Source organism: Pseudomonas sp. FP597, from assembly GCF_030687435.1.
GTDB lineage: Bacteria > Pseudomonadota > Gammaproteobacteria > Pseudomonadales > Pseudomonadaceae > Aquipseudomonas > Aquipseudomonas lactucae.
In genome coordinates, this window is sequence record NZ_CP117432.1 from 1,474,186 (window position 1) to 1,495,339 (window position 21,154).

Consider the following 21,154-nt stretch of genomic DNA (forward strand, 5'->3'; position numbering starts at 1 on the left):
AGCGTCATCTCTATAAAAAATTGAGGAGCACATCGATGCGCGTCATTCTGCTGGGAGCTCCCGGGGCCGGTAAAGGTACTCAGGCAAAGTTCATCACCGAAAAATTCGGCATTCCACAAATCTCCACCGGCGACATGCTGCGTGCGGCCGTCAAGGCCGGCACCGAGCTGGGCCTGATCGCCAAGAGCGTGATGGACAGCGGCGGCCTGGTTTCCGACGACCTGATCATCAACCTGGTCAAGGAACGCATCAGCCAGGAAGACTGCAAGAACGGTTTCCTGTTCGACGGTTTCCCACGCACCATTCCCCAGGCTGAAGCCCTGGTGAAGGCTGGTGTCGAGCTGGACGCCGTGGTCGAAATCGCCGTTGAAGACGAAGAAATCGTCCAGCGCATTGCCGGTCGTCGCGTTCACGAAGGCTCGGGCCGCGTGTACCACGTCGTCTACAACCCGCCGAAGGTTGAAGGCAAGGACGATGTCACCGGTGAAGACCTGGTACAGCGCAAAGACGACACCGAAGAAACCGTGCGTCATCGCCTGTCGGTCTACCACTCGCAGACCAAGCCGCTGGTGGATTTCTACCAGAAGCTGTCCGCTGCCCAGGGCAAGCCGAAGTACAGCCACATCCCTGGTGTGGGTTCGGTGGAAGCGATCACTGCCAAGGTGCTGCAGGCACTGAGCTGATCCTTCGATCCGCTTCATACACAACGGCCCGCTTGCGGGCCGTTGTTGTTTATACTGGCGCACTTTTTTTGACTTGGACACCCACACCGATGAGCACCCTGCTGGCCCTGGATACCGCGACTGAAGCTTGCTCCGTTGCCTTGCTGCACAACGGCAAAGTAACCAGCCACTACGAGGTGATCCCGCGCCTGCACGCCCAGAAGCTGTTGCCCATGATCAAGCAGCTTCTCGAAGACGCCGGCACCACCCTGGCGGCGGTCGACGCCATCGCCTTCGGCCGTGGCCCGGGTGCGTTCACCGGTGTGCGCATCGCCATTGGCGTGGTGCAAGGCCTGGCCTTTGCGCTGGAGCGTCCGGTGTTGCCGGTGTCCAACCTGGCCGTACTGGCCCAGCGTGCGTTGCGTGAACAGGGTGCCTCGCAAGTAGCCGCGGCCATCGATGCGCGGATGGATGAGGTCTATTGGGGCTGCTATCGCGAAACGGCGGGCGAGATGCGCCTGGTGGGAGTGGAGGCGGTGCAGCCACCGGAGTCGTCGGTATTGCCTGAGGATGCCAGCGGTGATTGGTTCGGGGCTGGCACCGGCTGGGGCTATGGCGAGCGTATCGGCGTGCACCTGGCTGGCCAGGACGCCACGATGCTGCCTCATGCCGAAGACCTGCTGACCCTGGCGCGTTTTGCTTTCGAGCGTGACGAGGCGATACCTGCCGATCAGGCGGCACCCGTGTACTTGCGTGACAAGGTCGCGCAGACCAAGGCGGAAAGAGGGATTATTTGACGCCAAAAATGATGGCAATGTGACCTAATTGTCGCCAATCGTCAGAATTTGCCCCTGTTTTTAAACCTTTTTCAAATTATGTGTTCTAGTTATCACCAGAGCATTTGCGCGCGACGGACAGTGCTGCCAAAATGCCATTACTGATAGCGAGTTCGCGCCATGCGTATTGATGGATTTTCCTCACAGTCGTACCCAATCAAGCGTAAGCCACGCAGGGCAAACGCCACGGTGGACGACTCCGTCGAAGATTCGCCGGACTTCATTGAGGTGCAGTCCGACGCGCAGGCCAGTTCTCAAGCACGCATCAGCGGCCTGCCAGCCCGTCAGCAAGACATGGTCTTCCCGCGCTCCATGAGCAAAAGCGTCGCCACCGCCCTGGCCAGCTACCTGACCACCGCCGGCTTTGTCGAATGGGATATGGAAGTGCTGGGCCTCGACATTCACATTTGATGCGCCTGCCTTACTTCATCGGTTGCCCATCCTGGAGCGAAAACGCTTGGCGCGAGTACCTGTACCCCGCCGATGCCCGTTCCAGCGATTATATTGCCCTCTATTCCCAGGTCTTCAACGCCGTTGAAGGCAACACCACGTTTTATGCCCGACCCTCAGCCGCCACCGTGCAGCGCTGGGCCGAAATCATGCCCGATGATTTTCGCTTCACAGCCAAGTTCCCCGGTGATATCAGCCACGGTGGCGACTTGCGTGAGCAGCTGCCGGCGGCGGAAAGCTTTGTTGGCCTCATGAGCCCATTGGGCGAGCGCGTTTCGCCGCTGTGGCTGCAATTGTCGGCGGCTTTTTCGCCGCAGCGCCTGGGCGAGCTGGCCGGTTTTATCGACGGGCTGGAGCGCCCGATGGCCGTGGAAGTGCGCCACCCCGAGTTCTTCGCCAAGGGCGATGCCGAGCGCATGCTTAACCGTCTGTTGCGGGACCGTGGCGTGGAGCGTATCTGTCTTGACCCGCGTGCGCTGTTCAGTTGCACCTCCACCTCGGCGGCGGTGCTGCATGCCCAATCGAAAAAGCCCAAGGTGCCACCACGCCCGGCGGCGCTGACGCTGTTTCCCCAAGTGCGGTTTATCGGCCATCCGGAGCTTGAGGCCAACGACCCCTTCCTGGTCCCATGGGTGGAAAAAATCGCCGGTTGGATCGAGGAGGGCCGCACTCCGTACGTGTTCTTGCATACCTCGGACAACCGCCTGGCCGCGCAACTGGCGCTGCGTTTCCACGAAAAACTGATGGCGCGCCTGCCAGGCCTGCCGGCGCTGCCGACGTTGGAACGCACTCCCGAAGCGGAGCAACTGGGGTTACTCTAGGGCTCTTTTTTCCGCCAGGAGTCAGCCATGGATGCCCAAACCCTTCGCGCCGAAACCTTCAAGGCCCTGCATGAGCGCGACCGCGCGTTCGTGATGCCCAACCCATGGGATGCCGGCTCCGCGGTGATGCTCGCCAGCCTGGGGTTCGAAGCGTTGGCCACCACCAGCGCCGGTTATGCGTTCAGCCTGGCGCGCCCGGACGCCGAAGGCGCGCTGTCCCTGGAAGACACCTTGCTCAACGCCGGCCTGATTGCCCAGGCTACCGCGCTACCGGTTGCGGCTGATCTGGAAAACGGCTTCAGTGACACCCCCGAAGGCTGTGCCCAGACCATCCTGCGTGCTGCAGCCACGGGCATCGTCGGCGGCTCCATCGAAGATGCCACGGGCGTTGCACACGACCCGATCTACTCCTTCAGCCTCGGCGTCGCGCGCGTGGAGGCCGCCGTTGTCGCTGCCCGCAGCCTGCCATTCCCCTTTACCCTGACCGCCCGTGCGGAAAATTTCCTGCATGGCCGCCTGGATTTGCCCGACACCATTCGCCGCCTGCAAGCCTACGCCGAAGCCGGTGCCGACGTGCTCTATGCGCCCGGCCTGCGCAGCGCCGAGGACGTGCTGGCGGTGGTCACGGCTGTGGCGCCCAAGCCGGTGAACGTGCTGATGTCCGGCGGGCTCAAACTCAGCGTGGCGCAGTTGAGCGCGATGGGGGTCAAGCGCATCAGCGTTGGCTCGGCGATGGCATTGGCGGCCTATGGCGAGTTTTATCGCGCCGCTCAGGAAGTTTTTGAGTCGGGCACATTCACCTTTACCGAGCGCTCGATGCCGTTCAGCCAGGCCAACCAGTTCTTCAAAGGTTGAACGGTGCGGTTTTTTAAAATTCTGGGCATATTGCTGCTGCTTGGTGGCGCTCTGGCGATGGGCGTATGGCGTGGCTGGCTGCCGGTCCCCGATGAATGGAACCCATGGGCACCGCTGGACGTGCGCGCCAGTCCCAACGTGCTGACCCGCTACAAACTGGGGCGCCTGCAGGATGACCCCGCGCTGTGTGATCAAGTGTTGGAAACATCCGGTCTGCGTGTGAGCCATCAGGCGGATACGCCTGCCGACGCGGCCTGCCCTTTGCGCAATACCTTGCGCGTACAGAGCGCGGCAGTCGGGTTGAGCAGCAGCTTTCTCGCCAGTTGCCCGCTGGCCGTGGCGTTCGCCCTGTTCGAGCGTCACAGCGTGCAACCGGCGGCTGAGGCGGTGTTTGGCCAGGCGGTGACGCGGGTCGATCACTTGGGCAGCTTTGCCTGTCGCAACATGTATAACCGTGCCGACGGGCGGCTGAGCCAGCATGCCTCGGCCAATGCCTTGGATATCGCCGGGTTTCGCCTGGCGGATGGGCGCAGTATCAGCGTGCTCAGGGATTGGCCGGGGGAGGGTGACAAGGCGCGCTTCCTGCGTCAGGTGCGTGACAGCGCCTGTGATGATTTCAATGTGGTGTTGAGCCCGGATTACAACGCCGCGCACCGCAACCATTTTCATCTGGATATGGGGCGATGGTGGGTGTGCCGCTGAGGGTCAGGCGGCCAGTCGCAGGTTCTGCGTGATCAGTGGGCGTGCCCAGTGATAATCGAAGTCCAGGGCTTTCTGTTGGGCCAGCAGCTCTTCGGTTGGATAAGGCGTGGCGGGCGGTGGCAACAGGTCCAGTTCGAACTCGGCAATCGGCAAGTGCAGCGGGCGTGGCTGCGGCGCCGGGCCTGGCTCAGGCACTGGCTGGCCGGCGGTCAGCACGATGGGGCGAACCCAGGCGCTTTCAAAGTTCTGCTGGCGTTGCTGAGCGACGATCTCTTCTTGCGGGAATGGAATGGCGGCCGGTGGCAGCAACTCGGTGTCAAATTCGGCGATGGGCAGGAACAATGGCTCAGGCGGGGCGATTTCGGTGTCTTTCACGTCGCATTCACGCTGGGTGAGGATCTGCGACAGCAGGTCGGCGCCTTCGCTGGGTTCTACCGCCGGATCCACCACAGCCGCTGCTTTAGCCGCGAGCGCGTCCGGCGCATCGCCAAGTTGCTCGGCCAGCGCCCGGGCGAAGAAGTCCTGCCACACATGGCTCACCCCGGCCAGCGCTTGAGTATTGCGCAGGCCGTAGTGGTTGTGGGTCGGCAGTACACCGATGGTTAGGGGGAGAATGTCTGACATTTTTTTCGGTCGACGCTCAGCTCTGGCAAAATACCTGACTGTTGTTTTTATCGGCCGGTATTTGCCGATCCTTAATATTTTTGAGCGTAGCGATTGATGAACGAACATCCAGCGGCCAGCCGCATCCAGGTTGAGGCTTTGGCCGAAGGTTTCAAGGACCGCGCCGACTATTGGGCGCATCTGCTTGGCTTGCCTTTACAGCTCGCGGATGCGGATTTTTCCCTGCAAGTCGGCGAGCACGGGCTGCAGTTGCAGCAGCTTGGGCCGGATGCGCCGGGGCCGGTTCGCGTGGACTTCGTTGAAGGCGGCGCCGCGCACCGGCGTCTGTACGGCGGCGGCAGCGGGCAGATGATCGCCAAGGCCGTGGGTGTCGCCCAAGGTGTGCGCCCGCGGGTGCTGGATGCCACGGCGGGCCTGGGCAAGGACGCGTTCGTACTGGCCAGCCTGGGTTGCGAAATGAGCCTGATCGAGCGCCAGCCGCTGATCGGCGCCCTGCTCGAAGACGGCCTGGCACGCGCTGCGGATGATTTTGAAGTGGCGCCGATCGTGGCGCGCATGAAGCTGCTCAAGGGCAACTCCATCGATGTGATGCGCGATTGGGAAGGTGAGCCGCCCCAGGTGATCTACCTGGACCCGATGTTCCCCCATCGTGAGAAAACTGCCCTGGTGAAGAAGGAAATGCGCCTGTTTCGACCCCTGGTGGGGGACGACCCGGACGCACCGGCCCTGCTGGCGGCCGCCCTGGCCCTGGCCAGTCACCGCGTGGTGGTCAAGCGCCCGCGCAAGGCGCCGTGCATCGAAGGGCCCAAGCCGAGCCACGCGCTGGATGGCAAGTCCAGCCGCTATGACATCTATCCCAAGAAAGCGCTCAAGTCATAAGTGGCAAGCTGCAAGCAAAGCGCTTTTCACTTGCAGCTCGCGGCTAATCGCTTGCCGCTGCCTCTCTCCTATAAGCCCGCATAAACAACCCCACCACCTCCTGCACATGCGCTTCGGCGGCTTCTTCACTCAGTTGCCCGCCGCAGCCATAAAGCAAACAGAAATTCGCCGTACCCTTGAGCAGGCAAAAAAAGTGTTCGGCGGCCCTGAAGGGTTTGTCGATGCTCAGGGCGCCGCTCTGGTCGATCTTGCCGAGCAGGCGCTCCATGCCTTGCAGCATGCGCATGGGGCCGGCCTCGAAGAAGATCCGGGACAGTTTCGCGTCCTGATTGCCGGTGGTCATCATCAGGCGATGCAGGTTGACCGACTCCTCGCTGTTGATCAGCCGATGAAAGCCCCGGGCGATGTTCAACAGCACCGTGTGCACGGGCACGCCCGCGGGCAGCTCGAAGAACATCACTGGCAACTGTTCTTCGCACTTGGCCACGACGGCGGCGGTGAACAGCGTCTCTTTGTCGGTGAAGTGGCTATAGACGGTCAGTTTTGATACGCCGGCCTCCAAGGCCACGGCATCCATGCTGGTGTTGGCGTAACCGTTACTCAAAAACAGAAACTTGGCTGCTTCGAGGATTGCCTGGCGTTTTGCCATGTCCTTGGGACGCCCAGGGTTATTGGTGTTGGCAGGATTGTCGGACATTTTCACCTTTAATACTGGACTGGTGAGTTTGGTATTAATAACATACTGGCCAGTATAATTATTCCTAGCTCCATTTGCGAAAGGTCCTTCAGCATGCGCAGCACTTTCCTGCCTCTTGCGTTGCCTGTCAGCCTGGTCTTCCTGCTGGCCGCCTGCGGCCATGAAGAAGCGGCCCAAACCAGCGTCCGTCCGGCCATGGTGGTGCAGCCGCAGCCATCGGCACAGTCGACGGACAGCTACCCCGGAGAAGTGCGTGCTCGCTATGAACCGGACCTGGCCTTTCGCATTGGCGGCAAAGTCAGCAAGCGGCTGGTGGAAGAGGGAGAGCGCGTCAAGGCCAACCAGGCCCTGGCGGAACTCGATCCTCAGGATGTGCGCCTGCAACTGGAAGCCACTCGCGCCCAGGTGGCCGCAGCCCAGGCCAACCTGAGCCTGGTGCGCGCCGAGCGTGATCGCTACAAGACCCTGATGGACCGTCAGATGGTCAGCCGTTCGCAGTACGACAATTCCGAGAATCTCTACCGCGCGGGCGAAGCACGCTTCAAGCAGATCAAGGCCGAATTCGACGTGGCCAGTAACCAGGCCGGTTACGCCGTGTTGCGTGCGCCCCAGGACGGTGTCGTCGCCAAGCGTGCGGTGGAAGTCGGCCAGGTGGTGTCTGCCGGGCAAACCGTGTTCACCCTGGCCACCGACGGTGAGCGCGAAGTGCTGATCAGCTTGCCGGAACAGGGGTTTGGCCGCTTCAAGGTCGGGCAGTCGGTGTCGGTCGAGTTGTGGAGCCAGCCGGATCAGCGTTTTGCCGGGCGCATCCGTGAACTGTCGCCCGCCGCCGATCCCAAATCGCGCACATTCGCAGCTCGTGTCGCCTTCACCAGTGGCAAGGTGCCCGCCGAGTTGGGCCAGAGTGCTCGCGTATTCATACAGGCCGACGGCGTTATTCCATTGTCGGTGCCGCTGTCTGCCCTGAGTGCGGAGAACGGTGCGTCCTACGTCTGGCGCGTGAAGCCGGACAACACTCTCACGCGCATCCCGGTGCGCATCGGCGCCTTCGGCGAAAAAACCGTGCCGGTCCTGGAAGGCTTGACCGCCAGTGACTGGGTGGTCGCAGCAGGCGTGCATGTGCTCCACGAGGGCCAGCAAGTGCGCCCGGTGGATCGCTCCAACCGTGTGGTGAATCTGGCGGCCAAGGAGTAGTCCCGATGGGTTTCAATCTTTCCGAATGGGCGTTGCGTAATCGCCAGATCGTACTGTTCCTGATGATCCTGCTGGCCGTGGTCGGCACCTTGTCCTACACCAAGCTGGGGCAAAGCGAAGACCCGCCGTTCACGTTCAAGGCCATGGTGGTCAAGACCAACTGGCCAGGAGCCACGGCTCAGGAAGTCTCGCGGCAGGTCACCGAGCGCATCGAGAAGAAGCTGATGGAAACCGGCGAGTACGAGCGCATCGTGTCGTTTTCGCGCCCCGGTGAATCCCAGGTCACCTTTATCGCACGCGACTCGATGCACTCGGCGCAGATTCCTGAGTTGTGGTACCAGGTGCGCAAGAAGATCAGCGACATCCGCCAGACCTTGCCGCCGGATATCCAGGGGCCGTTTTTCAACGATGAGTTCGGTACCACCTTCGGCAACATCTACGCCCTGACCGGCGACGGCTTCGACTACGCCGTGCTCAAGGACTACGCCGACCGCATCCAGATTCAACTGCAACGCGTGCCGGATGTGGGCAAGGTCGAGCTGCTTGGCCTACAGGACGAGAAGATCTGGATCGAACTGTCCAACCTCAAGCTCGCCACCCTCGGCTTGCCGTTGGCGGCGGTGCAGCAGGCGTTGCAGGAACAGAATGCGGTCTCCACCGCCGGTTTCTTCGAGACCCCGAGCGAGCGTGTGCAACTGCGTGTGTCAGGCAACTTCAAGACGGTGGAAGAGATTCGCAACTTCCCGATTCGCGTCGACGACCGCACCTTCCGTATCGGCGATGTGGCTGAGATCCACCGTGGTTTCAACGACCCACCGGCCCCGCGCATGCGTTACATGGGCGCAGATGCTATCGGCCTCGCCGTGGCCATGCGCGACGGCGGCGACATTCTGGTGCTGGGCAAGGCCCTTGAAGGCGAGTTCGCACGCTTGCAGAAGAATCTTCCGGCCGGCATGGAGCTGCGCAAGGTGTCTGACCAGCCGGCAGCGGTGAAAACCAGTGTCGGTGAATTCGTTCAAGTGTTGGCTGAGGCACTGGCCATCGTGTTGTTGGTGAGTTTCTTCTCCCTTGGCGTACGCACCGGCATGGTGGTGGCCCTGGCTATTCCGCTGGTGCTGGCGATGACCTTCGCCACCATGTATTACCTCGGCATCGGCCTGCACAAGATTTCTCTCGGCGCCTTGGTCCTGGCCTTGGGGTTGCTGGTGGACGACGCGATCATCGCCGTTGAAATGATGGCGATCAAAATGGAGCAGGGCTATGACCGGCTCAAAGCCGCGAGTTTCGCCTGGACCAGCACCGCCTTTCCGATGCTCACCGGTACGCTGATCACGGCCGCAGGCTTCCTGCCGATTGCCACTGCGCAGTCGAGCACCGGCGAGTACACCCGCTCGATCTTCCAGGTAGTGACCATCGCACTGCTCGCCTCATGGGTCGCCGCCGTGGTGTTTGTACCCTACCTTGGGGAAAAGCTCCTGCCGGACCTGGCGAAAATTCACGCGGCCAAACACGGCACCAAGGGCCCTGACCCCTACGGCACGCCTTTCTACCAGCGTGTAAGGCGTTTGGTGGAGTGGTGCGTGCGTCGGCGCAAAACTGTGATCGTGTTGACCCTGTTGCTGTTTATCGGCTCGGTGGCGTTGTTCCGCTTTGTGCCGCAACAATTCTTCCCCGCTTCCGGTCGCCTGGAGTTGATGGTCGACCTGAAGCTGGCCGAAGGCGCCTCCCTGAGCAACACCGCCGACCAGGTCAAACGCCTGGAAGGATTGCTCAAGGCGCACGCGGGCATCGACAACTATGTGGCCTACGTCGGCACCGGTTCGCCACGTTTCTACCTGCCGCTGGACCAGCAGCTGCCGGCGGCCAGCTTCGCGCAATTCGTGGTGCTGGCCAAGACCATTGAAGAGCGCGAAAGCCTGCGCCTCTGGTTGATCGAAACCCTCAACGAACAATTCCCCGACCTGCGCGCGCGCGTCACCCGCCTGGAGAACGGGCCGCCCGTGGGCTATCCAGTGCAGTTCCGTGTAACCGGCGAGCACATTGAAGAAGTCCGCGCACTGGCTCGGAAAGTGGCGGCCAAGGTTCGCGAAAACACCCACGTAGCCAACGTGCACCTGGACTGGGAAGAACCGAGCAAAATTGTCTACCTGAATATCGATCAGGACCGCGCCAGGGCGCTGGGCGTGAGCACTGCCAACCTGTCGAAATTCCTGCAGAGTTCGCTCACCGGCTCCAGCGTCAGCCAGTTCCGGGAGGACAACGAGTTGATCGAAATTCTCCTGCGCGGCACCGTGCACGAACGCACGGAGTTGTCGCTGCTGCCAAGCCTGGCGGTGCCAACGGATAACGGCAAAAGCGTCGCGCTGTCGCAGATTGCCACCCTCGAATATGGTTTCGAAGAGGGCGTTATCTGGCACCGTAATCGTCTGCCGACCGTGACCGTGCGCGCCGATATTTATGGCAAGGAACAACCGGCGACCCTGGTCCAGCAGATCCTGCCGACCCTTGCAGACGTAAGGGCCGAACTGCCGGACGGGTATCTGTTGGAAGTCGGCGGCACCGTCGAAGACTCCGCCCGTGGCCAGAACTCGGTGAAGGCGGGTGTACCGCTGTTTATCGTGGTGGTGCTGACCCTGTTGATGGTGCAACTGCGCAGCTTCTCACGCAGCGCCATGGTGTTTCTCACAGCGCCCCTGGGCTTGATCGGCGTGACGCTGTTCCTGCTGGTGTTCCGCCAGCCCTTCGGCTTCGTCGCGATGCTCGGCACCATCGCCCTGTCGGGCATGATCATGCGCAACTCCGTGATCCTGGTGGACCAGATCGAACAAGACATCAAGGCCGGCCTGGCACCGTGGCAAGCAATCATCGAAGCAACCGTGCGCCGCTTCCGCCCGATTGTGCTGACGGCACTCGCGGCGGTACTGGCGATGATCCCGTTGTCACGCAGCGTGTTCTTCGGGCCGATGGCGGTGGCGATCATGGGCGGGCTGATTGTGGCGACGGCGTTGACGCTATTATTCCTGCCGGCGCTGTATGCTGCGTGGTTCCGAGTAAGGAAGGACGTCGTGTAATCATGTTGGCCACTGTTTCAGCGCTTTTGTTGTTATTGCTCGCCCCAGGCCCTACTAACACCCTGTTATTTCGTGCTGGGGTGCTGTTCGGGCTCCGGGGCTCGTGGGCGCTGGTGTTTATCGAATGTCTCGCGTACTTGTTCCAGGTGTCTGTATGGGGCGTCGCATTGCTTTACCTGGCGGCGTATTCGCCTTGGGCGCTGAAAGCCACGCAGTTGGTTGCGGCCTGTTACCTGTTGTCTGTCTCGTACGCGCTCTGGCAACGCAATAACGGCGGCATAGACGCCCCACGCCGCGATCACATCGCAGGCTTCTATTTTTCTGGCTGACGGTCATGAACCCCAAGGGGCTGTTGATCGTGTCGTTTATCGCGCCGGCCAGCACCTTTGCCACGCTGCAAGGTTATGCCACGTTCATGGGCACGCTGGCGCTGGTGGTGATACCGGTAGGGGCGGCCTGGATCGTGCTGGGCAGCCGCTTTGCGGGGGGTCAAAAGACTTGGCTCACGCCGTTGAGGATCAATCGCGCAACGTCCGTGGCGATCTGCTGTTTTGCCACGCTCATGATGGGGCGGTTGGCTGACTCGGTAATTCATTGAGGGCAACCGCGGCCGTTTCACATGCTGATGCAAACAGGCATCGGCACTGCTGGAACGTTTGCGCTGTTCACTCCACTCAGATTTGCCTGATGGACAGGCACAGGTCTTGGCTTAGCCAGTGGGCGGCCGGCCTATCTCAATGAGTTTAAGGAGTTTCAGATGTCGTTTTTCAATGCGATTGCTGCTTTCAAAGGTGCGTTTCTCGGGGCATTGCTGGGCAATCATTTGCCACGTACAGAGGTGGGTTCTGCTGTACCGCAAGGGCCGGTATACGGGCCTCCCCACTCTTATCGTCCTTATCCAAGCCAGCCAGGTTATGGGCACCATCAACCCGCTCGCCCCACTTATGGCAGGCCGCATCACGCTCATCCACATCCGGTAAGCGACCATCAATTGCCCATCAGGCCGTTGTATCCGCTGTTTAACCGTTAAGCGCGCGGTGTAAGCCACAGCGCCCAGGTTCGCAGGACGCGGCCTGGGCGCTGTGAGGCAGGGTTACAGCGCGCCAAATACCTTCTTCGCCAGGCTGGTAGCCGCCGCCGCCGGATTCTCGCGGATCGTTTCTTCCTGCTGGGCGATCATCTTGAACAAACCGTCCAGCGCCTGTTCGGTCACGTAGTTTTCAACGTTGGCGCTCTTGGCATCCACTGCGCCAAACGCCGCGGCCTTGCCCGCCAGGGCGTTGTACTGCTGGGCTACACCGACCTTGTCGGTGGCGGCCTTGACGATCGGCAGGAACTTGGCGCGGATTTCTTCGCGGCTGGTTTTATCCAGATACCGGGTTGCCGAGTCCTGGCCTCCGCTGAGGATGCCCTTGGCGTCGGTCACGCTCATCTTTTTCACGGCATTGACCAGGATCGGCTGGGCCTGGGTCACGGCTGTTTCCGCCGCGTTGTTCATGCTGGTTTCCAGTTGCATCACCTGGTCACCCATGCCGAACATTTTCAGCTTGTCGGCGACTTTGCCGAGTTTGCCCGGCAGGCCGATTTTCACTTCGGGGTTGTTGCTGAAACCGCCGGGGGTGCCCAGTTGTTTCACCGCGATCTGCGCGCCTTGTGTGAGGGCGTCCTTGAGGCCGCCGCTGGCGTCGCCCTGGGACAGGCTGCCAAGGTCCAGGGCCATGGCGTTGGCACCGAGCAACAGGCCGGCGCACAGGGCCGTCAGGCGAAGGGAGTTACGGAGCATGGAGGCTTCCTTATGTTCGAATTCAGTGGGTCGCGGCATCAACGCGCAGACGCAGAGGCTGAGGGTCCTGCCCGTTGAGTTGCACGGTGTGCCGCTCGGTGGTGATAAACAGTAGCTTGCCCTCCAGTTCGATACGAGCACTCACCGAATAACTGTGGCCAGGCTTGACCTGCGCCGGGTCATAGCTGAGGTGGAACGGCAATGGCACCTGGCCTTTGACCGGGCCTTTCTGTTCGGCCAGGGTCACGGCCGGGGCGTCCGCCAGCGAGACGTCCTGCAGGGTGACGCTCAAGGTGGCCGTCGGTGGCAGGGCGATGCGTTGCAGGTAGAACACTTCGCCGTCAAGGCTGGCTTTCGGGGCAGGGCTCATGGATTGGCAGGCTCCGAGCAGGGCGGTGAGACCCAGGAGAATGATCTTTTTCATGGTGTCGCTCCTTGTAAACAGCGCCAGTATTCCACTGGCGCCTCAATCAATTTAGCGGGTTTCTTCCGGGGCCGCCGGTTGTTCGGCTGCGCCGTCCACTCGATGCAGCGCCACCTGGCGGATCGACAGGCGAATCTCGGCGGGCAGCACGCGTTTGGCGGCGCCTTCGGCCAACTCGCCGAGCAGGTCGTGGTAGCTCAACTTGCCGGCCTCGTCGCGACGCAGTACATCCTGCTCCAGCAAGGTCTGAATAAAATGTCGGAAAAGGCTCTTATCGAAGAACTCCGGCGCATTGAGGCCGTGCAGGATCGACAGGCGCTGGGCCATGATCGTGCACAGGTCTTCCAGTTCTTCGGCGCTGATGCTGTTCTGACCGCTGTTGAGCAGCAGCGAGATGGCCATGTAAAAACGCTGCAGGGTCTGGGCGATGCTCTTGGACAGCAGGGTCAGCAACACAAAGTGCCGTGAACTCGGTGCCGGACGCAGGTACAGGTCTTTTTCAAAGCGCAGCAGGCCTTGTTCGACGAACGCTTCGAGCCATTGGTCGATGACCGCGTCAAGTTCTTCCAGCGACCAGCGGATAAACAACTCCGATTGCAGGTACGGATACAGCGCGTGGGTGTAGCGCAGGATCTGCTCGCGGCTCATGCGCGAACTGCTCTGGAAGAAACTCGCCAGCAACGCCGGCAGGGCGAAGATGTGCAGCACGTTGTTGCGGTAGTAGGTCATCAGGACGGCGTTCTGCTCGTCCAGGTACAGGATCTTGCCCAGGGCATCGCTTTGTTCCGACAGCAGGTCCATGTCCTTGACGTGCTTGATCAAGGCCTGGCCGTCGCCTTCCGGCAGGGTGGTGTGCGGTGAGTAGGGCACACGGCGCAGCAGCGCCAGGTACAGGTCCAGCTGGCGAGCCATGGCTTGCTCGTCCAGGGCCAGGCGCGTGGTGGACAGCAGCGCCAGGGCCACCAGGTTCACCGGGTTCACCGCCGCGGCTTCGTTCAAGTGGCGCGCCACCTGTTCGCCGAGGCGGTTGGTGGTTTCGTTGAGCCACGCCGGTTTGTAGTTAGGCCCCAGTTCCTGGGCGCGCCAGTCGGGTTGTTCATGGTCAAGGAACTCGGCCAGCTTGATCGGCTCGCCGAAGTTGACCGCGACCTGGCCGAAACGCTGCTTGAGCGCGCCGACCACTTTGAAAATATCGAAGATCGACTCTTTTTTCTTGCTCGCGCCGCGCAGTTCGCCCAGGTAGGTGCGGCCTTCAAGCACGCGCTCGTAGCCGATGTATACGGGGACAAACACGATGGGCATGCGTGAGGAGCGCAGGAAACTGCGCAGGGTAATCGCCAGCATCCCGGTTTTCGGTTGCAGCATGCGCCCGGTGCGCGAGCGTCCGCCCTCGACGAAGTACTCCACCGGGAAACCCTTGGTGAACAAGGTGTGCAGGTATTCGTTGAACACCGAGGTGTACAGCGGGTTGCCCTTGAAGGTGCGGCGCATGAAAAACGCACCGCCCCGGCGCAGCAGGCTGCCGATCACCGGCATGTTCAGGTTGATGCCGGCGGCGATGTGCGGTGGGGTCAGCCCGTTCTTGAACAGCAGGTACGAGAGCAGCAGGTAGTCGATATGGCTGCGGTGGCAGGGCACATAGATCACTTCATAACCCTGGGCGACCTTTTGCACACCCTCGATGTTATTGACCTTGATACCGTCGTAGATCTTGTTCCAGAACCAGCTCAGCACCACTTCCAAAAAGCGGATCGCGGTGTAGGTGTAGTCCGAGGCAATTTCGTTGCCATAGCGCAGGGCTTGGGCCTTGGCTTTTTCCGGGCTGATTTTTTCGCGCTCGGCTTCATCAAAAATGGCCTGGCGTACCAGCGGCATGTTGACCAGGCCCTTCACCAGGTTGCGGCGGTGGGACAGGTCGGGGCCGATCACGGCGGTCTTGAGGTTACGAAAGTGCACACGCAGGATGCGCTGGGCCATCCGCACAGTGCGTTCGTGCCCTTTATTGTGCTCGATCAATTCACGCAGGTTGATAGGCGCGGAGAATTGCACACGGGTCTTGCGACCCAGTATCAGAATGCTCAACAACCGGCGCAGACGCCCGGTGACGGCCCAGCTGTCGGCAAACAGCAGCTTCCACGGGCTGGACTCGCTCTCGGGCGACTGGCCCCAGAACACGCTGACCGGAATGATTTGTGCATTCTCTTCGGCATGTTCGGTCAGCGTGTTGACCAGGCGGGTCAGGGTCGGCGGCGCGCCGCGCTTGTCCTGACGGCCGAGCCAGTCGGGCTCCGGCGTGAGGTAGAAGAACGCCGCGGGTTCCATCAGCGGGCCGACCGATACCGGCAGCACCGGGCGTGGCAGGCCGGCTTTGGTGCACTCGGCATCGACCACGGCCAACTCGGTGAGCGAGGGCGATTGCAGGACGTAGAACACCGGCCGGCTGCGGTCCAGGTTAAGGGTTAGGGACGACTGGTTGATCGTCTCCGAGCGGACCCAGAGGTACAACAGTCGGCGCAAGGTGCCAAATACCAGACGGCGGAACGGGGAGCGGGTCATAGGCGAGCTGCTTGAAGTGGAAAAAACCGAGCAGGCGCTCGGGCCGGTAGTGTGCCGTATTCGCCGAAAATCGGCAAAAAAGCAGCGATGTAAACTTGAGTTGATCGTTTTTGAGCCTGTCTTATACTCGGCAGTTCAACGCGAAACGGCTCAACAATAAAAAAACGACGTGGGAGTAAAACAGATGGCAGAGCGCGAAACCGGCAATGTGAAGTGGTTCAACGATGCAAAGGGCTATGGCTTTATCCAGCGCGAAGACGGCAAGGATGTGTTTGTACACTACCGCGCCATTCGCGGTGAAGGCCACCGCTCGTTGGCCGAAGGCCAGCAGGTGGAATACGCGGTTGTGAGCGGTGAGAAGGGGTTGCAGGCGGAGGATGTGGTCGGCCTGTAAGGCCGAGCGGCAAGTGTCAAGCTACAAGCTGCAAGCGCTTTGACTTGTAGCTTGTAGCTTGTAGCTGCTTTTAAGCTGTTTTCCAGGTGATCTCTTCTTCCCCATCAACGCTTATGCGCATCCAGCGATCAGCGCTTTCCTCACCTTCCTCTTCGACCCATGTCCCCGGTGCGCAGCGCACTTCCACATTCAGTGCGGCAAAGGCGGCGCGGGCGCAGGCGATGTCGTCGTCCCACGGAGTCTGGTCGCTTTCCAGGTACAGGCTGTTCCATTTGCCGACGGCCTTTGGCAACCAGGTGACGGGCACATTGCCGGCCTTGCACTTGTAGGTCTGGCCCTTCTGGACCCAGTCGGTGCATGGGCCCAAGGCAGCGCCCAGCCAGGCGGCAATGGCCTTGTAGTCGACGTCGGCGTCCTTCAGGTAAATCTCGATATCGGGTTGGCGCATGGATGTTCCTCGTTGCGGGATTCGAAAATCCATTCGCGGATGTAGAAAGTCGGTTATTGAAGCACGAAATAATCGTAGCGCATCGACACGGTGACCTGCAGCGGCTCGGCGGCCTCGATCACCTCGGCGCGGCGCTCGGCACTGGCACGCCAGCCATGGGGTGTCATGGCCAGCAGGTTGGCGCGGTCGCTGGGCTTGGCCAGGCTCAATGTGAACTCCAGGGTTTCGCTGTGCGCCAGGCTCATGCCCTGTGGCACCAGGGCCAGGTGCTTATCGTCGGTGTACTCGCGCACTTCGTCGTACAGCCGCTCGCGCAATTGCATCAGATGGCCGCGGGTGGGGCCAACCTTCATCAAGCCGCCGCCGGGGCTGAGCAGGCGCTTGGCCTCCTGCCAGTCCAACGGGCTGAAGACACTGGCGAGGAACTGGCAGCTGGCATCGGCCAAGGGCACGCGGGCCATGCTGGCGATCAACCAGGTCAGCGCCGGGTTGCGCTTGCAGGCGCGCTTGACGGCCTCCTTGGAGATATCCAGTGCATAGCCGTCGGCGTGGGGCAGGGCGTCGGCGATTTGCGCGGTGTAGTAACCCTCGCCACAGCCGATGTCCACCCAGCGCTGCGGCGCGCGCTCGGCCGCCAGTTCCGCCAGGCGCCTGGCCACCGGGGCGTAGTGCCCGGCGTTAAGGAAGTCGCGGCGTGCCTCGACCATGGCCAGGTTGTCGCCCGGATCGCGGCTGTTTTTGTGCTGCACCGGCAGCAGGTTCAGGTAACCCTGGCGCGCACGGTCAAAACGGTGCCCGGCCGGGCACGCCACGCCATTGTCCACCGCGTTGAGCGGGGCGCTGCAAAGGGGGCAAGCGAGCATCAGGCGAGCAACTTGATCAGGGTCTGGTAGTAGATTTCGGTCAGCACATCGAGGTCGCTGGCGAGGATGCGCTCGTTGACCTGATGGATCGTCGCGTTGACCGGGCCCAGCTCGACCACCTGGGTGCCGAGGGTGGCGATGAAACGCCCGTCCGAGGTGCCGCCGCTGGTGGACGCCTGGGTTTCGCGACCGGTGATCGCCTTGATGCTGGCCGATACGGCGTCGAGCAACGCGCCCGGTTCGGTGAGGAACGGCAGGCCCGACAGTGCCCACTCAACGTGCCAGTCCAAGCCATGCTTGTCGAGAATCGCCGCGACGCGCTGTTGCAGGCCTTCGACGGTGGATTCGGTGGAGAAGCGGAAGTTGAACACCGCCGTCAGGTCGCCGGGAATCACGTTGGTGGCGCCGGTGCCGGCATTGAGGTTGGAAATCTGGAAGCTGGTCGGCGGAAAGAATGTGTTGCCGTTGTCCCAATGCTCCGCGGCCAATTCGGCCAAGGCCGGCGCAGCCAGATGAATCGGGTTCTTCGCCAGGTGCGGGTAGGCCACATGGCCTTGTACGCCGCGCACGGTCAGGGTGGCACCGAGGGAACCACGGCGGCCGTTCTTGACCACATCGCCCACCAGGGTGGTGCTCGATGGTTCGCCGACGATGCACCAGTCCAGGCGCTCCTTGCGTGCGGCCAGGCGTTCGATCACGGCTTTGGTGCCGTGGTGCGCCGGGCCTTCTTCATCGCTGGTGATCAGGAAAGCGACCGAACCCTTGTGGTCCGGGTAGTCGGTGACGAAACGCTCCGCGGCCACCAGCATGGCCGCCAGGCTGCCTTTCATGTCGGCGGCGCCACGCCCGCAGAGCATGCCGTTTTCGTCGATCAGCGCGTCGAACGGATCGTTTTGCCAGGCCTGCACCGGGCCGGTCGGTACCACGTCGGTGTGGCCGGCAAAGCACAGCACCGGGCCTTCGTGCTTGCCGTGGGTGGCCCAGAAGTTATCCACCTCGAAGATGCGCATCGGCTCCAGCGCAAAACCAGCGTCGCCCAGGCGCTGCATCATCAGCTTCTGGCAGTCGGCGTCGATCGGCGTGACCGACGGGCGACGGATCAGGTCGATGGCAAGTTGAAGGGTCGGCGAAAGGTCGGCATGGGCCGTCATGGGAAAACTCCGGAAAGCATGTTTGGAAGAGCAGGGCGGGCAGACAAAACGGCCGTTATCTTATAGCAAAACGGCGGCCAGAGGCCGCCGTTTAGTGCATTGCGCAAGTTTTAACTGGCCGGTGCGGGCTCAGGTGCCGCTGCCGGTTTCGGCAGCGACGACAGGAACGCCATGATCAACGCCGCCACGTACGGCAGCGACTGCACCAGCAGCATCACCACCCAGAAGCGCATGTCGTTGCTCGGCAGGCCCTGCACCAGGTAGATCCCCAGCGCCGCGCCCCACAACAGCAGCATGATGAACATTTCTTCGCGGGCTTCGGAAATGGCCACCCAGAAGCCGTGGTTATCCGCGTTTTTCGGTGTACGAAAGAACGGAATACTGGTGGTGAAGAAGCCATACAGCACCGCCTTGGCGATGGTGTGGGACAGCGCCAGCCCGGCCAGGGCCGCGCAGAATGCGTCCTTGAGGTTCACGCCTACCGCACGGCGGTACAGGAAGATGATCTTGCCCACCTTGAACACGAACAGCGCCAAGGGCGGGATCGCGAAAATCAGCAGCGGCGGGTCGACCCGCGTCGGCACGATGATCATCGCCGCCGACCACAACAGCGCGCCGACGGTGAAGAAAATGTTCATGCCATCGGCCACCCACGGCAACCAGCCCGCCAGGAAGTGATAGCGCTGGCCGCGGGTCAGCTCGGTGTCTTTGCCGCGCAACAGGCTGGCAGTGTGCCGCTTGATGATCTGGATCGCGCCATAGGCCCAGCGGAAACGCTGTTTCTTGAAGTCGATAAAGGTATCCGGCATCAGGCCCTTGCCGTAGCTGTCGTGGTAATACGCCGCCGACAGACCTTTCTCGAATACCCGCAGGCCAAGTTCGGCGTCTTCACAGATACACCAGTCGGCCCAGCCCAGTTCCTCGAGCACTGAGCGGCGGGTCATGGTCATGGTGCCGTGCTGGATGATCGCGTCGCGGTCGTTGCGGGTGACCATGCCGATATGGAAGAAGCCTTTGTATTCCGCGTAGCAAAGCTTCTTGAAGGTGCTTTCGTTCTGGTCGCGGTAATCCTGCGGCGACTGCACCACGGCGATTTTCGGGTCGGCGAAGTGCGGCACCATGTGCTTGAGCCAGTTGGGCGATACGCAGTAGTCCGAGTCGATCACTGCGATCACTTCGGCATCCTTGGCGGTGTGCGGGATCAGGTAGTTCAACGCACCGCCCTTGAAACCGGCCAGGGGCGCGACGTGGAAGAACTTGAAGCGCGGGCTCAGGGTTTCGCAGTAGTCGCGCACCGGTTCCCAAACCGCCGGGTCCTTGGTGTTGTTGTCGATGATCAGGACTTCGTAGTCCGGATAGTCGAGGGCGGCCAGGGCGTCGAGGGTCTGTTTGACCATCTCCGGCGGTTCGTTGTAGCACGGCACGTGGATCGATACTTTCGGGCGGTAGTCCGAATCCCCTTCAACCGGCAGGAATTCGCGGCGGCGCTTGTGGGTCCACACCGCTTCGGCCAGTTCATGGGCTTCGGTGAGCAGCACGATAAACACGCCCAGGGCGCCGAGCGCCAAGAGGATGCCCACGGTGACACTGAACCAGGTGCTGTATTGCTGACTGTAGTCGTAGCCGATCCACACCAGCACCGAACCGCACAGGAACGCGATAAACGTCAGGAAGGTACGGCCACGTTGGCGCAGGGCCGAGCCGTCGATCATCAGCAGGGTCAGCGACAGCAGCGCGAGCACCACCGAACCGATGGCCAGTACACGCCATTGGGGGATTGCGACGACGGGACCTTCAAAATTGAATTTCTGCTGGCGCGCGGCGTTGAATACGCCCCAATAGGCACCGGCCGAGCCTTCATCGCTGACTTTCCACGGCTGATCGAAAGCCTCGATCACGAAGTAGTTGTAGCCCTGGCGATTGAGCTTGTTCACCAGTGTGCGCAGGTAAATCGCCTGGTCCGCCGGGGACGCTTCATTCCCGCCGCGCATGCGCCCGTTACTTGGCCAGCCTACTTCCGACAGCAGCAGCGGTTTTTTCGGGAACAGTTTCTTCAGGTCCCTGGCACGGTCGAGTACATATTGGCCGGCCTTGTCCATCGGGATGAACTCCCAAAACGGCAGGATGTGCGCGGCGATCAGGTCGACGTGCTTGGCCAGTTGCGGGTTCTTTTCCCAGATGTGCCACTGCTCGGAGGTCGTGACCGGTACTTTGACGGCGGCGCGCACGCGGTCCAGCAGCACGATCAGTGCCTCTGGGGTGATCTCTTCACGGAACAGCGCTTCGTTACCGACCACCACCCGCACGACACTGCGCGAGCTGTTGGCAATTTCGATGGCACGTTGGATTTCGCGTTCGTTGCGCTCCAGGTCCGGGCTGATCCAGATCCCGAGGGTCACGCGCAGGCCGAACTCTTCCGCCAGCTTGGGGATGTCCCCCAGGGTGCCGTCGACCGAATAGGTACGGATGTTGTCCGTCAGCTTGCTCATGATTGCCAGGTCCTGACGCATCTGCTCGTCAGTGGGGTACTGCTCTTTTTGCGGGTACTGGCCTTGCTGGAACGGCGAGTAGGAAAACCCCGAGATCTGCTCAGGCCAGTTGGGAGCGGTGACCGGGCGGTTGATCAGCGCCCAGAAGCCGGTGAACAGTGCGGCAATTGCCAGCACCACCACCAGGTTGAGTCCAAATTTACGCGATGCCATGGTTATGTCGGGTTCCAAAAGGTGTGGAACGAAAAGAGGTGC

At 61.6% G+C, this 21,154-nt stretch carries 21 protein-coding genes; 12 read left to right on the forward strand and 9 right to left on the reverse strand.

The window, feature by feature from the left end; all coding sequences use genetic code 11:
* Positions 1 to 35: 35 nt before the first annotated feature.
* The 6 genes from adk (at position 36) to PSH66_RS06775 (ending at position 4,326) form a co-directional block, all read left to right on the forward strand.
* The gene (adk, locus tag PSH66_RS06750; RefSeq protein WP_003172225.1) at positions 36 to 683 is read left to right on the forward strand and encodes an adenylate kinase; all 648 of its coding nucleotides are present in this window, start codon (positions 36 to 38) and stop codon (positions 681 to 683) included.
* 89 nt (positions 684 to 772) lie between these two features.
* A complete protein-coding gene (gene tsaB / locus PSH66_RS06755) occupies positions 773 to 1,459 on the forward strand; it encodes a tRNA (adenosine(37)-N6)-threonylcarbamoyltransferase complex dimerization subunit type 1 TsaB (RefSeq protein WP_042944292.1) in 687 nt (228 codons plus the stop codon).
* 159 nt (positions 1,460 to 1,618) lie between these two features.
* On the forward strand, positions 1,619 to 1,909 hold the full coding sequence (locus PSH66_RS06760) for a hypothetical protein (protein ID WP_003172229.1): 291 nt from the start codon (positions 1,619 to 1,621) through the stop codon (positions 1,907 to 1,909).
* A complete protein-coding gene (locus PSH66_RS06765; RefSeq protein WP_305428609.1) occupies positions 1,909 to 2,769 on the forward strand; it encodes a DUF72 domain-containing protein in 861 nt (286 codons plus the stop codon). The genes PSH66_RS06760 and PSH66_RS06765 overlap by 1 nt, the downstream gene beginning before the upstream one ends.
* Before the next feature lie 27 nt (positions 2,770 to 2,796).
* Complete coding sequence (locus PSH66_RS06770) at positions 2,797 to 3,624, forward strand: oxaloacetate decarboxylase (RefSeq protein ID WP_305428610.1); 828 nt, start codon at positions 2,797 to 2,799, stop codon at positions 3,622 to 3,624.
* 3 nt (positions 3,625 to 3,627) lie between these two features.
* Positions 3,628 to 4,326 (forward strand): extensin family protein, encoded by a 699-nt coding sequence (locus PSH66_RS06775; protein ID WP_305428611.1) that lies wholly within the window; start codon positions 3,628 to 3,630, stop codon positions 4,324 to 4,326.
* A gap of 3 nt (positions 4,327 to 4,329) precedes the next feature.
* On the opposite strand, the gene PSH66_RS06780 is transcribed toward PSH66_RS06775, so the two are convergent.
* On the reverse strand, positions 4,330 to 4,950 hold the full coding sequence (locus PSH66_RS06780; RefSeq protein WP_003172234.1) for a hypothetical protein: 621 nt from the start codon (positions 4,948 to 4,950) through the stop codon (positions 4,330 to 4,332).
* A gap of 96 nt (positions 4,951 to 5,046) precedes the next feature.
* Here PSH66_RS06780 and PSH66_RS06785 point away from each other — a divergent pair, with 96 nt between their 5' ends.
* Positions 5,047 to 5,829: a class I SAM-dependent methyltransferase gene (locus tag PSH66_RS06785; protein ID WP_003172237.1), complete on the forward strand. Its 783-nt coding sequence runs from the start codon at positions 5,047 to 5,049 to the stop codon at positions 5,827 to 5,829.
* Between the two features lie 43 nt (positions 5,830 to 5,872).
* On the opposite strand, the gene PSH66_RS06790 is transcribed toward PSH66_RS06785, so the two are convergent.
* Positions 5,873 to 6,526 carry a TetR/AcrR family transcriptional regulator gene (locus PSH66_RS06790; protein ID WP_042944293.1) on the reverse strand — a complete coding sequence of 218 codons (654 nt, stop codon included), beginning with the start codon at positions 6,524 to 6,526 and terminating at the stop codon, positions 5,873 to 5,875.
* Between the two features lie 93 nt (positions 6,527 to 6,619).
* On the opposite strand from PSH66_RS06790, the gene PSH66_RS06795 reads away from it, so the two are divergent.
* The 4 genes from PSH66_RS06795 to PSH66_RS06810 are packed head-to-tail and all read left to right on the forward strand — an operon-like array spanning position 6,620 to position 11,389.
* On the forward strand, positions 6,620 to 7,720 hold the full coding sequence (locus tag PSH66_RS06795; RefSeq protein ID WP_305428612.1) for an efflux RND transporter periplasmic adaptor subunit: 1,101 nt from the start codon (positions 6,620 to 6,622) through the stop codon (positions 7,718 to 7,720).
* 5 nt (positions 7,721 to 7,725) lie between these two features.
* The gene (locus PSH66_RS06800; RefSeq protein WP_305428613.1) at positions 7,726 to 10,791 is read left to right on the forward strand and encodes an efflux RND transporter permease subunit; all 3,066 of its coding nucleotides are present in this window, start codon (positions 7,726 to 7,728) and stop codon (positions 10,789 to 10,791) included.
* A gap of 2 nt (positions 10,792 to 10,793) precedes the next feature.
* Positions 10,794 to 11,120 carry a hypothetical protein gene (locus PSH66_RS06805; RefSeq protein WP_305428614.1) on the forward strand — a complete coding sequence of 109 codons (327 nt, stop codon included), beginning with the start codon at positions 10,794 to 10,796 and terminating at the stop codon, positions 11,118 to 11,120.
* Positions 11,121 to 11,125: 5 nt separating this feature from the next.
* Positions 11,126 to 11,389, forward strand: coding sequence for a hypothetical protein (locus tag PSH66_RS06810; RefSeq protein ID WP_305428615.1), 264 nt, complete (start codon positions 11,126 to 11,128; stop codon positions 11,387 to 11,389).
* 495 nt (positions 11,390 to 11,884) lie between these two features.
* On the opposite strand, the gene PSH66_RS06815 is transcribed toward PSH66_RS06810, so the two are convergent.
* The 3 genes from PSH66_RS06815 to plsB are packed head-to-tail and all read right to left on the reverse strand — an operon-like array spanning position 11,885 to position 15,554.
* Positions 11,885 to 12,574, reverse strand: coding sequence for a DUF4197 domain-containing protein (locus PSH66_RS06815; RefSeq protein ID WP_141064275.1), 690 nt, complete (start codon positions 12,572 to 12,574; stop codon positions 11,885 to 11,887).
* Positions 12,575 to 12,596: 22 nt separating this feature from the next.
* On the reverse strand, positions 12,597 to 12,998 hold the full coding sequence (locus tag PSH66_RS06820) for a YbaY family lipoprotein (RefSeq protein ID WP_305428616.1): 402 nt from the start codon (positions 12,996 to 12,998) through the stop codon (positions 12,597 to 12,599).
* Positions 12,999 to 13,049: 51 nt separating this feature from the next.
* Entirely contained in the window at positions 13,050 to 15,554 is a 2,505-nt protein-coding gene (gene plsB, locus PSH66_RS06825; RefSeq protein ID WP_003172244.1) for a glycerol-3-phosphate 1-O-acyltransferase PlsB, read from the reverse strand.
* Positions 15,555 to 15,738: 184 nt separating this feature from the next.
* Here plsB and PSH66_RS06830 point away from each other — a divergent pair, with 184 nt between their 5' ends.
* The gene (locus PSH66_RS06830) at positions 15,739 to 15,948 is read left to right on the forward strand and encodes a cold-shock protein (RefSeq protein ID WP_003172245.1); all 210 of its coding nucleotides are present in this window, start codon (positions 15,739 to 15,741) and stop codon (positions 15,946 to 15,948) included.
* A 70-nt stretch (positions 15,949 to 16,018) separates the two neighbouring features.
* Here PSH66_RS06830 and PSH66_RS06835 read toward each other — a convergent pair whose 3' ends face one another.
* From PSH66_RS06835 to PSH66_RS06850, 4 genes are all read right to left on the reverse strand, one after another.
* Positions 16,019 to 16,396, reverse strand: coding sequence for a hypothetical protein (locus tag PSH66_RS06835; RefSeq protein WP_003172246.1), 378 nt, complete (start codon positions 16,394 to 16,396; stop codon positions 16,019 to 16,021).
* A 53-nt stretch (positions 16,397 to 16,449) separates the two neighbouring features.
* Positions 16,450 to 17,259 carry a putative RNA methyltransferase gene (locus PSH66_RS06840; protein WP_305428617.1) on the reverse strand — a complete coding sequence of 270 codons (810 nt, stop codon included), beginning with the start codon at positions 17,257 to 17,259 and terminating at the stop codon, positions 16,450 to 16,452.
* A complete protein-coding gene (gene dapE, locus PSH66_RS06845; protein ID WP_003172250.1) occupies positions 17,259 to 18,410 on the reverse strand; it encodes a succinyl-diaminopimelate desuccinylase in 1,152 nt (383 codons plus the stop codon). Before dapE ends, PSH66_RS06840 begins: the two co-directional genes overlap by 1 nt.
* A gap of 110 nt (positions 18,411 to 18,520) precedes the next feature.
* A complete protein-coding gene (locus tag PSH66_RS06850) occupies positions 18,521 to 21,112 on the reverse strand; it encodes a glycosyltransferase (protein WP_305428618.1) in 2,592 nt (863 codons plus the stop codon).
* Positions 21,113 to 21,154: the final 42 nt, after the last annotated feature.

Excerpts from the sequence above, each read along its gene's own strand:
- PSH66_RS06820 (WP_305428616.1), bottom strand. The coding sequence starts at position 12,998 with ATGAAAAAGATCATTCTCCTGGGTCTCACCGCCCTGCTCGGAGCCTGC.
- PSH66_RS06810 (WP_305428615.1), top strand. The coding sequence starts at position 11,126 with ATGAACCCCAAGGGGCTGTTGATCGTGTCGTTTATCGCGCCGGCCAGC.
- PSH66_RS06840 (WP_305428617.1), bottom strand. The coding sequence starts at position 17,259 with ATGCTCGCTTGCCCCCTTTGCAGCGCCCCGCTCAACGCGGTGGACAAT.
- PSH66_RS06805 (WP_305428614.1), top strand. The coding sequence starts at position 10,794 with ATGTTGGCCACTGTTTCAGCGCTTTTGTTGTTATTGCTCGCCCCAGGC.
- PSH66_RS06760 (WP_003172229.1), top strand. The coding sequence starts at position 1,619 with ATGCGTATTGATGGATTTTCCTCACAGTCGTACCCAATCAAGCGTAAG.
- PSH66_RS06795 (WP_305428612.1), top strand. The coding sequence starts at position 6,620 with ATGCGCAGCACTTTCCTGCCTCTTGCGTTGCCTGTCAGCCTGGTCTTC.
- PSH66_RS06800 (WP_305428613.1), top strand. The coding sequence starts at position 7,726 with ATGGGTTTCAATCTTTCCGAATGGGCGTTGCGTAATCGCCAGATCGTA.
- PSH66_RS06765 (WP_305428609.1), top strand. The coding sequence starts at position 1,909 with ATGCGCCTGCCTTACTTCATCGGTTGCCCATCCTGGAGCGAAAACGCT.
- PSH66_RS06790 (WP_042944293.1), bottom strand. The coding sequence starts at position 6,526 with ATGTCCGACAATCCTGCCAACACCAATAACCCTGGGCGTCCCAAGGAC.
- tsaB (WP_042944292.1), top strand. The coding sequence starts at position 773 with ATGAGCACCCTGCTGGCCCTGGATACCGCGACTGAAGCTTGCTCCGTT.
- PSH66_RS06835 (WP_003172246.1), bottom strand. The coding sequence starts at position 16,396 with ATGCGCCAACCCGATATCGAGATTTACCTGAAGGACGCCGACGTCGAC.
- adk (WP_003172225.1), top strand. The coding sequence starts at position 36 with ATGCGCGTCATTCTGCTGGGAGCTCCCGGGGCCGGTAAAGGTACTCAG.
- PSH66_RS06815 (WP_141064275.1), bottom strand. The coding sequence starts at position 12,574 with ATGCTCCGTAACTCCCTTCGCCTGACGGCCCTGTGCGCCGGCCTGTTG.
- dapE (WP_003172250.1), bottom strand. The coding sequence starts at position 18,410 with ATGACGGCCCATGCCGACCTTTCGCCGACCCTTCAACTTGCCATCGAC.
- PSH66_RS06780 (WP_003172234.1), bottom strand. The coding sequence starts at position 4,950 with ATGTCAGACATTCTCCCCCTAACCATCGGTGTACTGCCGACCCACAAC.
- PSH66_RS06830 (WP_003172245.1), top strand. The coding sequence starts at position 15,739 with ATGGCAGAGCGCGAAACCGGCAATGTGAAGTGGTTCAACGATGCAAAG.
- PSH66_RS06770 (WP_305428610.1), top strand. The coding sequence starts at position 2,797 with ATGGATGCCCAAACCCTTCGCGCCGAAACCTTCAAGGCCCTGCATGAG.
- PSH66_RS06785 (WP_003172237.1), top strand. The coding sequence starts at position 5,047 with ATGAACGAACATCCAGCGGCCAGCCGCATCCAGGTTGAGGCTTTGGCC.
- plsB (WP_003172244.1), bottom strand. The coding sequence starts at position 15,554 with ATGACCCGCTCCCCGTTCCGCCGTCTGGTATTTGGCACCTTGCGCCGA.
- PSH66_RS06850 (WP_305428618.1), bottom strand. The coding sequence starts at position 21,112 with ATGGCATCGCGTAAATTTGGACTCAACCTGGTGGTGGTGCTGGCAATT.